The 10,502-nt window shown below is 41.7% G+C and carries 6 protein-coding genes; 2 read left to right on the top strand and 4 right to left on the bottom strand.

What is annotated here, in order from left to right:
* Positions 1 to 228: 228 nt before the first annotated feature.
* Positions 229 to 2,235: a hypothetical protein gene (locus tag OW495_RS07925; protein ID WP_102514019.1), complete on the top strand. Its 2,007-nt coding sequence runs from the start codon at positions 229 to 231 to the stop codon at positions 2,233 to 2,235.
* Between the two features lie 216 nt (positions 2,236 to 2,451).
* A complete protein-coding gene (locus OW495_RS07920) occupies positions 2,452 to 3,633 on the top strand; it encodes an MFS transporter (protein WP_289885912.1) in 1,182 nt (393 codons plus the stop codon).
* Positions 3,634 to 4,467: 834 nt separating this feature from the next.
* Here OW495_RS07920 and OW495_RS07915 read toward each other — a convergent pair.
* From OW495_RS07915 to OW495_RS07900, 4 genes are all read right to left on the bottom strand, one after another.
* Complete coding sequence (locus tag OW495_RS07915) at positions 4,468 to 6,135, bottom strand: hypothetical protein (protein ID WP_102514017.1); 1,668 nt, start codon at positions 6,133 to 6,135, stop codon at positions 4,468 to 4,470.
* Positions 6,136 to 6,846: 711 nt separating this feature from the next.
* The gene (locus OW495_RS07910; protein ID WP_102296239.1) at positions 6,847 to 8,193 is read right to left on the bottom strand and encodes an MATE family efflux transporter; all 1,347 of its coding nucleotides are present in this window, start codon (positions 8,191 to 8,193) and stop codon (positions 6,847 to 6,849) included.
* A gap of 86 nt (positions 8,194 to 8,279) precedes the next feature.
* Entirely contained in the window at positions 8,280 to 9,125 is an 846-nt protein-coding gene (locus tag OW495_RS07905) for a helix-turn-helix domain-containing protein (protein WP_102296233.1), read from the bottom strand.
* Between the two features lie 247 nt (positions 9,126 to 9,372).
* On the bottom strand, positions 9,373 to 10,290 hold the full coding sequence (locus tag OW495_RS07900) for a DMT family transporter (protein WP_017111417.1): 918 nt from the start codon (positions 10,288 to 10,290) through the stop codon (positions 9,373 to 9,375).
* Positions 10,291 to 10,502: the final 212 nt, after the last annotated feature.

The following is a 10,502-nucleotide window of genomic DNA, read 5'->3' as shown; positions in this document are numbered from 1 at the left end:
TTCTTACCACCTGAACTCCAAATAATTTATAAATTACCCATAGGAAAGGCGGAGGATGTTAATTTAAATGATAGTAATTATCAATATCATTTGATCTTTTATTTCGTTAAGTGATTTAATAGCCAAATTAAATACTATCAATCCAATAATAAACTAGGTGAATCGGTCGAAAAAATGCACAATAAATTCTTAATATGCAAATTGTCACTAGCAATCTCTAGTGCCTTGATGGTCTCAGGATGTGGAGGCAGTTCTGATAGCGAAAACCCAGTTGGGTCTACGGTTTCAGGCTATGCGTTTTTAGATTCATTAGTCTGCGCTGATGCAGATCTGAATGGCGTATGCAGTGATCAAGAGAAACAGATTGCTGATGTTTCTGGGTACGCACAGCAAAGGCAATATGATGGTGCAATTTTGACTGCTTCTCCTGGTATGAAAGTGGTGACGCCTTTCACTACTTTGATTCATAGCGAGATGATGTTTAACCCAACGGTAAGTAACGATGTAGAACAAGCAAAAGCATCACTTCAAAGTAAGTTAGGCGATCATGTTGGCATCAATTTTAGTGTTCTGGACTCAACTCATGGAACTAAAGATCTATCAAATCTGTTGTTAAAATCGCTGAAAAAGGCGCAAAGTGACGGTAAGCAGTCTTCTTATACGAATATTGCTCATGCTCTTGATTTGATGATAGAACATAAGACTTTAGACTTATCTAATATTGACGTTGCTGGTACGGTTTCGCGGCATCTACAAATTGAAGATTCTTTGGTTGTTCGCGGTTCACAATCGGTACCGCAATTGTCTAATGCGAAGTCGATAGCTCTGAATCCAGCGAGCAGTCAGATTGTGTTTTTAACGGCCAATGATGTGGTTATGCAAATTGATAGCTCTTCACGCAATAAGCCAGTGACAATCGATAGTGACCCAGCATCTCAAGCGGTTTCTGGTCTGGTTAGCATCCGTTCACACGACGACGATGACGGTCACGACGACCATGATGACGATGATGATGACGACGATGATTACGATCACGGAGGTGGTACTGGAGGCGGAGAAATACCGGTCGACTCGAGTGAAATCATTCAGTTAGTTCCTGCGTTAAATGGTGTTCAGGCATACAAGGTTTATAAACCGACCGCTTACGTCACACCTACATCGAGTGATATTTGTAATAGCCAAGGCGCTAATGGTGTTTTCCTTACAAGCCTCAATGGTTCGAATAACAACAATGTTGGCGTGAAGGCTTTTGCGATTGATACATACAGCAGTCGCAGTGGAGGTACGCTTCCACCCATTCCAAAACCTAATCCAGCCGAGCCGCCTAAATCGAGTGAATCGTGCATCAATGATAACTTCGCGGCAGTGGTTCCTCTGTTACAAAGTGGCTCGTTACTGGCGATTAAAAATACCGGAAGCTCGAGATACTCACAGCAAGAACTCAAATTGCTAAGTGCTAATAAGCTTGATATGAAAAGATGGAGTCACGCATTGAAAGCTTCCTCACCGCAAGTCATGTCATCTTACGACGAAAGTGAAGCATTAATTGTTTATAAGAATTACTTTTCAAACAGTAATTTAGCAGCAGAAGTTATCAACACCTCTAACCTATCCACTAAGATGACGATTGATAAGTTAAACCTTAAAACAGCCAATATTGTCGTGAATCAACAGATATTGTTGGGGTTGGATAGCAATAAGGTTGAGTGGGTGTCTAACTCGATACAGCAAACCGTACTTGGGGAGCTGACCGTTGATTCTGCTATTAGCAAGATAGCGACATCGCGAGACGGAAAAACCAGTGCGATTACCACCGCAAGTTCTCTTTATATCGTTGATAACATGACGAGAACCTTACTTGTAACAGAGTCTCTGAGTAACAATGCCATCAAGTCTTTGTATGTGTTAGAAGATAAGGTGATTGCGTTAACTTCTTCGGGCGCGGACTATTATCAGTTCCGAAATATCAGCGGCCCGGCTCTCAAGGTTGGCAGCCAGTTGGTGACCAAAGAGCTCCTCAAAAAGTGGGAAGACAGCGGCAATTCAAATTGGAATTCAACCAACTTGGGTTACATTCTTTCTCAAACGGGTACAGCAAGTGAAATCTCCGATAAATTCAAAAACGTAAACCTCTCGTTTTCTCCGACCAACGCGACAACGTCAAGTGGCATCTCTGGGGTACATGTTAGCGGCTTAGAACGAGGTGAATGGCTAACTTTCTATAAAGGTCTTTAACGGTTTATTGCGTCAAAGAAGGGAGGAATACTCCCTTCTTATTCCTCTTTTCTTATTTCACCTCTCTTTTTCATAACGACCTATTTCTCTTGATTATTTCTTTTTGCACCATGCATTTATACCCTGTATAAACGCTAGAAAAACAAAAGTTAATCGTTTGTTAATTGCCATAAAACCGGAGTATGATACTGGATTACTATTTAGGATTTGGCTGTCATGAGTGCATCAACAGCGAGCTGGAAAACGCCGCAAAACTTCTTATTACTGATTTCGATTGTTGTCCCTATCGCGTTTTCGAGCTGGATGGCTCTGTTGAATAACTTCGTGATTGAGAAAGCGAACTTTGATGGTGCCGATATTGGCTTGTTGCAAAGTGTTCGTGAGATCCCTGGCTTCTTAGCGTTTACTGTGGTGTTTGTGTTGGCATTCATTCGTGAGCAACGCTTTATGCTGATATCGCTGGCGATGTTAACCGTAGGCACGGCGATTACCGGTTTATTTCCTACACTCACAGGCTTGTTGCTGACTACGATTTTGATGTCGACGGGCTTTCACTATTTTGAAACGCTGAAGCAGTCTTTGTCACTGCAATGGCTGAGTAAAGAAGAAGCGCCAGAGATGTTAGGTAAGATGATCTCCGTTGGCGCGTTAGCCTCGTTAATCACTTATGGTTCAATTTGGGTGATGCTAGAGCAGCTCAAGCTTGATTTTGCATGGGTTTATGGCATCACTGGGGGCATCGGTTTCATTTTAGTATTGGTGATGACCTTTGGTTTTCCTGAATTTCAAACCAAGACTCAGCAAAATAAAAAGCTGGTGTTGAGAAAGCGTTATTGGCTCTACTACGCGCTAACGTTTATGAGTGGTGCAAGAAGACAAATCTTCACGGTGTTCGCAGGCTTCCTGATGGTAGAGAAGTTCGGTTACTCGGCTGCAGACATCACGCTACTGTTCTTAATTAACTACTTGTTTAACTTTTTGTTCGCCAAACGCATTGGTAAGTTTATTGGTGTGGTGGGTGAGCGGAAGGCGCTGATCTTCGAGTATGTCGGTTTGATTGGTGTGTTCGTTGGGTATGCTTTAGTACAAACGGCGGAGTGGGCAGCCGCGCTGTATGTTGTCGATCATCTGTTCTTTGCGTTGGCATTGGCGATCAAAACCTACTTCCAGAAAATTGCAGATCCTGCTGACATGGCTTCAACCGCGGGTGTCTCTTTCACCATCAACCATATTGCCGCGGTTGTTATTCCAGTCGCGTTTGGTGTGATTTGGTTATCGTCTCCCGCAACAGTTTTTTACATTGGTGCAGTAATGGCTGTGGTTTCTCTGGCGCTGTCTTTAAACATTCCTAAGAAGCCTGAAGAGGGTAACGAAGTCCGGATGTTTAGCTGGCGCTAAGTTGTTTTCAATTTGATGAGATAAACAAAAAGCTCCAATAGCGATATTGGAGCTTTTTTGTATGTGCTGGTTGATGGTCGAAAAACGATATGCTTTAAACGGATGAACTTGAAGACTCGGATTTACGAACAGTAAGGTAAGGTGTGATATACCTTATCAACGCGAGACAAAATAAGCAGTTTTCGCTTCAGTTCTCATGTTCAAAGGAATGTGTATAGCGGCCTAAATGGACAAGTCTCGTATGTTGGGTTCGAATCACGATTTTTGAATTGAGTATAGTGTGATAGGTCGAGTGAAAACTCGACCTTACGACTAAGTTAATACACGTGAATGGTTTATTTAATAACCGAGAAAAAGAGTGCAGCTATTGATAGTACTGTGGGGATGACCATCCCGAAGACCATAAATTTCATTTTCATCCAATATAGACTTCTCTCATACTGATGAGTCCTTTCCAACAGAAATAATATACGATCCATTTTTATATCTTCACCACCAAAAATAAGTGATAGTTCACTTTCATAACCTGATCTCATTTCAATTTCCCTACTTTTTAGTGACTAATAGTATTTTAAATAAAACTTTATAATAACTTGCCTTGGCTCTGATTAATTATAGAGTGGTTGATATCATCAACAATGGATACGGGTATAAGTAAAGTCACCGAGTTTATTAACAGTAAAATAATCCGCTAACGTGAACTAATTAATAAATCACAATAAAACCCTAGATGTGAATGTCTAAATTATGGATTATATTAATTACTTTTCTCAAGTGAGGGTTGTGGTTTGGTTCCTCATACCTTTTCAGCTGATGTACAGTTACTCTACTGATTTAGAAAATGTACACGGCTCCAGCGTCTTTCCAAGAATTGTCACTCCAACCGAGAAGAGGATCAGAAGGATGTCCAGGTGCTCCGATAGCAAGCTCGTCAGTGCCGGGTTTAAACATCATAGATTTTCCAAACTCCTCGTTTACACCACTAATACTATCACCAGTAAAAACTCCCTCCCATGCGTAGTCTCGATCACCATAACTAGTTAAGTGGTAAACATAAACCGCACCATCTGAGTCGCCACCAATTTCTAAGGTATCAGGGCTGTGATGAAAACCAAACCCACGCCATGGGGCCTGTGGGGCGGATACTGCTAGATAACCGTTGTCACTAAGTGCGATATCAGAACCAAATTTTTGACCTTTAAATGCCTTTACTGGATCTATTGAATCGACGTTTGACCAAAACCCTTTTTGTGAATCGTATCTATAACTCAAAACTTTATCGATCCCCGGAGCTCCAACAAGAATAAGATTTGCGTCTTTACTTATAGTCACTGAAGACCCATAACCACTGTTCTCAGTTGGAATAGGTAATTCCAGTACGGTTTCTAAATGCCAAATATCATTGTATTCGTTTGGAGAGGGGTTAAGACGGTATACATAGACAGCACCACCGTGTTGGACTTCGCTTCCTGTCCCTTTTCGCATTGAATCCATAGGAGCACCAACAACTAAAACGTTATCTTTCGCAATCGCGACACTAGCACCGAACCTTGTATCTACAGCTAGGTCATCTGGACGCTTTAGTTTCAACTCACTAGGGTGACGTAAAGTTTTTATGCCCGATTCAGGAGCTGCTGGAAAGTTGAGGTCTTTATTGATGAAGAATGAGACTTCCCCTGCATCATTTTTTTCGGGGTCTCCCATGATGATGATACCGCCATTTTCACCTGAACTAGCTAAAGCTTGCCCACTTGAATCGCTGTAATTTTTAAGCGAAAGTTTTGGACGCCCATTATTATCGTGGTGCATTTTGTTAATATGAATTAGCGCTTCTTTTTTCGTCGAACACGTAGATGTTGCAAGCATCATGTCTTCGAGAGTGTTACCTATGCCCACCAGACTATTCGTTGTTTTTTGTCCGTCAGTGTTATAGCTCGTGCTATTAGCTATGTATTCATCATAGCCATAATTGCCACTTTTCTGCTTTGTATAAATATCAACTACGCGAGTTGTATCTTTACCTGAATTGATAATTAAATGGTCATTTTGCCAAGTTAGAGCTTCGCCAAATCGAACGTTGTTCCACTCAGAATGGTCAAGATATGTTTTAACGCGGATGACAGTTTGTTCTAGATTTTTTAATTGAAATTGTGGGGATTGAACAAGACAATAATCATTATCTTTGCAGGCTAACAGTTCATAATCAGAAGAAGTGGCATCAAAATCGACGAGGTCGATCTTTAGATTATATGAAGTACCAGTGATCGAGGGTTCAACTACTTCGCTAGTTAAACCTTGAGTCGAGGGTCTATAACGTATCAACTTATAATGTTTAATTCCTTCAATTTTATTCCATTCCAAAAGTATGCTTTTAGCTTGAATTGATTGGGATACGGTCAGAGAGGAGTTGTCTTGGTGAGTGTCTGATGATGGAGATGAATCACTTCCACATGCAGATAAGTTTAATGCGGTGAATATAAGGAAAATGTACTTTTTGGTCATTGTGACCCTCCATAGGTAGAAAGTTAATCCGAAGTGTTGATGAGTACCTGAAACTCTGTCTATTGATTAGTTGAGGCATAGAATAAATACTAATTATCTTTAAATCTAAATTTAAATCATCAACATTACTTTTCAATAAACGTGATATCTAGCACTTTACAAAGACCTTGGTTTTCTAATTTATCAACCTGCGAGCTAATCAGAGACACTATCTTTAATGCACGTAACCTAGGGAGATGGAGTGAACATAGTTTATATTTTGGGGGTATAAAATAATAATTTAAGCACTTTATCAGAATATTTATATTTAAATATGTGTCATGTTAAGTGCAAAAGTTAATAAGCCTTTCTGTGTATTGATTATTGAATGTCTAAATTAATGTTCAGTTGTTGATGTATTACGGGTAAATATATACAAAATATCATTGAATACCCCCTGGCTAAGTGGTTATTTGTCTTGGGTTTCTAAAATGTACGTTGGGATGTGCAAAAATCAGTAAAGCCCTCATGGAAGGTTGTTTTGAGGGTTTTACCGTTCATTTTGTTTGACTATTAAAGTCTTCATTTTCCATGGTGTAAATTTTTGAGCTGCTCATTTGTTGGTTCTAATGAAACAAGAGTTTGATGATGGAATAATAATAAGGAAGCTCTACTCATTGGTAAACCTGCTACGGATGATCAAGAAGCGTTATGCTCTAAACGGATTACTTCCTATGCCGCCTGTTTTTCTAATGAGCCAGAAAAGCGCTTCTTGTAGCTGCGTAACATACTCAGGCTGAATATGGCTGTTACGGTTTCCGCGAACAGGATACTCGCCCAAATTCCTTGTTCTGGGAATAGCTTTGGCAAAATCATGATGCCCAAAGCAACGAACACAAAGCCGCGCCCAAGGGATATCAGTGTTGCTTGTTTAGGTTTGGCTGTTGCCTGAAATAGGTTGGCGATCACTAAGTTGATGCCCATCAGAGGCACAGCAAAGAAGAAGAACGTCAATGCGGTTGATGACAGTGCAATCAAATCACTTGATTCACCCAAATAGAGGGCTGCGATTTGAGGAGCAAACAGGTACACAATAACCATAAACACCAAGCCGCTACCAATGGCACTTTTTAAACCTAATCGAAAAATCGCTTCGATACGACTTGGCTGATTGGCACCATGATTAAAGCTGATGATTGGCTGGCAGGCTTGAGCGATTCCGACCATCACAAACAGGGCGAATACCCCGATGTTTGCTGTTAAGCCATAGGCGATAATATGATTCTCACCAAACTGATGCAGCAACACGTAGTTAAACAATAAGATTGTCATCGCTGCGGTTACTTCAATGAAGAATGTCGGCGTACCTATTTTTAGGATGCTTGGCAGTTTGCCTAAACCAATCTCTTTTAAGCTCAGTTCCAAGGTGCCTTGTTTACGTACAAAGTGGCTTAATAGAATACAAGCGATAACACCTTGTGCGATTGCCGTACCGTAGGCTGCCCCTTTCATGCCCCAGCCAAATTCTAAGACGAAGAAGTAGTCCAAAACTAGGTTAACGACAGCACCTATCGACATCGCGTAAGTCGCCAGTTTTGGGTTGGTATCGTTACGAACAAAGCACGACATGACCCAAGCTAATGAATACAACACAAAGAATGGCAGCATCACAGACAGGTAATCGTGAGTCAGTTCAGCCATGTAACCAGAAGCGCCCATTAACGCAATCATGTCGTCTAAAAAATACAGAGCGATGCTGACTGAAATGGTGCTAAGCACTGCGGTACTGAGCATTGATTGGCTAAAAAGGGTTTGACCCGACGTTGTATTTCCTTTGCCGACTTCGATAGACATAAGAGCCGCGCCACCAATACCCACCATCATGGCAATGGCGGTGAATATTGAGAAAGCAGGGATGGTTAGAGCGATAGCACCAAGCCCATCTGGGCCAACACCGCGGCCGACAAACCAAGCATCTCCCATGATAAAAAGAGACTTGATCACCATGCCCGTTAGTGCGGGCCAAAGGTATTGATAAAAGGATTTTGAGATCGGATCGGTTTTGAGGTTGATGCCCATTCCAGAAAGCTCCCAACAAATTGGATGAAATAAAGAGGGAGAATTATCCGAACTTAATTGGATTCTAAAAAGGGATTATCTGCGTGTTATGTTGCACTATCTGCACATCGAGCTCGAAACTCTGCAGGAGACTCTTTCATCTGCCCCCGATAAAAACGACTGAAATAGGCGGGGTCTTCGAAGCCGAGTTCAAAGGCGATGGTTTTAATTGTCTTGGTCGAAAAGATCAATTCTCGGTTCGCTTCTAAGATGGTTCGATCATGGATTAACTGAGTGACCGTTTTACCTCGTTCCGCTTTGACTATTTCGTTGATACGCTTGTTAGTTATCGACAGTGCTTGCGCATAAAACTCGCAATGTTTGTGCGTTGTGTAATGTTGTTCAATCAAATCAACAACCTTGTTTACTCGGCTGTCACGCACTTCGCCTTTCAATGAAGACTGGGTTGCGAAGCGTAGTATGTAGCGTAAAAAACTATTAACGAGAGATTCTACTAAATCCCAGTCGTTGTCCTCTCGCTCACACTCTTCTTTGATCATGGTGAAAATAGGCAGCAGGTAGCGGTTGCCTTCTTCACTGCAATCCAAATAGGGAGGGCGGCTTTGGTGCATGGCAAAAATGGTATCTACCAGTTGTGTGTTGCGATGATTGGTTTTGACAAAGCCAGGAGTAAATACCAGTAAACGAGCATTTTCTCCCACAAGTTCAGAGCGGTGAACCTGACCAGGAGCAATGGTAAAAATACGTCCGACTTTGTTGTCGTAGTCGACGAAATCAATACTTTGGCTACCCAGATTATCCACGCACCACACCAACTCCCAATACTCATGCCTGTGTGGTTCTAAGAACGCGTCGTCATCATTTTTAGACAGCTCAGTCGCACGACAAGGCTGACCTTTGATTAGGCGAACGTGTTTAATGGGAGTTCTCATGGTATTCCTATGCTGAAGACCTGCGCTTTGCAGGGTAAGGCAATGGCCGACTGTTCTAGCTGGTTCTAATGTAGTCGATAGCGACGGTTAAGTCATTCACTTGGTGAGCCGTGATAGTGGTGAAACAAGCTGGGGGAGTGGAAAGGAGTATGTGATCAACATTGCGAGTGCAATTCGTTCTCTAAGCAAAACCCTAGAAGCTCATTGCGAGTTTCTAGGGTGAATTAATATATCAGCTAAATAGCGCTTAGTTGCTGCTTGCCGTTTTTAGCGAAGAACGCAGTTTGAAGATGCTCTTCGGTGCCTTGGTTAGCAAGATGCCACAAAGCAGAGGGATCATCATAAGCAGAGACTGTTCAGATAGAACTTCACCATTGACGTAGCAAGAGATCAGTAGAGCAACAACTGGGAAGATGAGGAAGCAGATAGACGCTTGGAACGGTGTCGAAACCTGACCTAATTTAAAGTAAGCCACAATGCCGCCAACACTTGCTACAAAGCCTAGGTAAACCACGGCTGAGATTGAATCCCAAGTGAAAGACTCAACATTCACGTTTTCACCCATCGCCGAAACAGCGAATAAGAATAGAGCAGCAATCAAACTTGGTACGGCGTTGTAGGTTAGAACTTCAATCCCTTTGCAGTGCTTTTGAACCAACACATACATCACTGCATGAATGGCAACAGCAAGGCCTAAACAAATCGTGCCAATCAGGTAGTCATCGCCACCCATTTGCATTTCGGTGCCAAGGATTAAACATAGACTGACAACTGCGGTGATCAAGCCGAAGATTTGATGCTTCGCCAATCGGAGGCCTAGGAATAAGCCAGACATCAACATGACAGCAACCGGCATGTTCGCGAAAATGATCGATGCCAAACCAGAAGAGATGTATTGCTCACCGTAGATCATTAAAGTAAACGGAATAGCGAAGTACATCAGCGCGACAATGAGCAGCCATTGACGCTTACCCTTCGGAAATAGCAAAGGTTGTTTAAAGACTTTCGCTAATACCGCAAGCAGAGGTGCTGCGAGTAGAAAGCGTAATGCAGTGGCAAAAATAGGTGGGATAGAATGCAATGCCACTTCCATAGCGAACCAAGTGGTTCCCCAAATTAAGCAAACAGAGACAAAAAGCAAGATAGTTAGCGACTTCGAATTCATGGTGACTACTCTTTAATAATTATTTTAAATCATAGGCTTGTAGCGCCTTAATGACGTGGCACAGTATAAGTAGGTAGTCGGAGAAAAATTTTGTCTTTTTGTCTCTAATTGAAGGCTTTTGTGGAAATTAAATCTATAATATAATCTTTACGTATAAAATTTTTCCATGAAAATGAGTTTTGTTAAAGGCATTATTCTTTGTAAGGTCTAAT

Source organism: Vibrio sp. 14N.309.X.WAT.E.F5, from assembly GCF_030397615.1.
Lineage (GTDB): Bacteria > Pseudomonadota > Gammaproteobacteria > Enterobacterales > Vibrionaceae > Vibrio > Vibrio lentus.
This window is presented reverse-complemented; position numbering and strand designations above follow the sequence as displayed.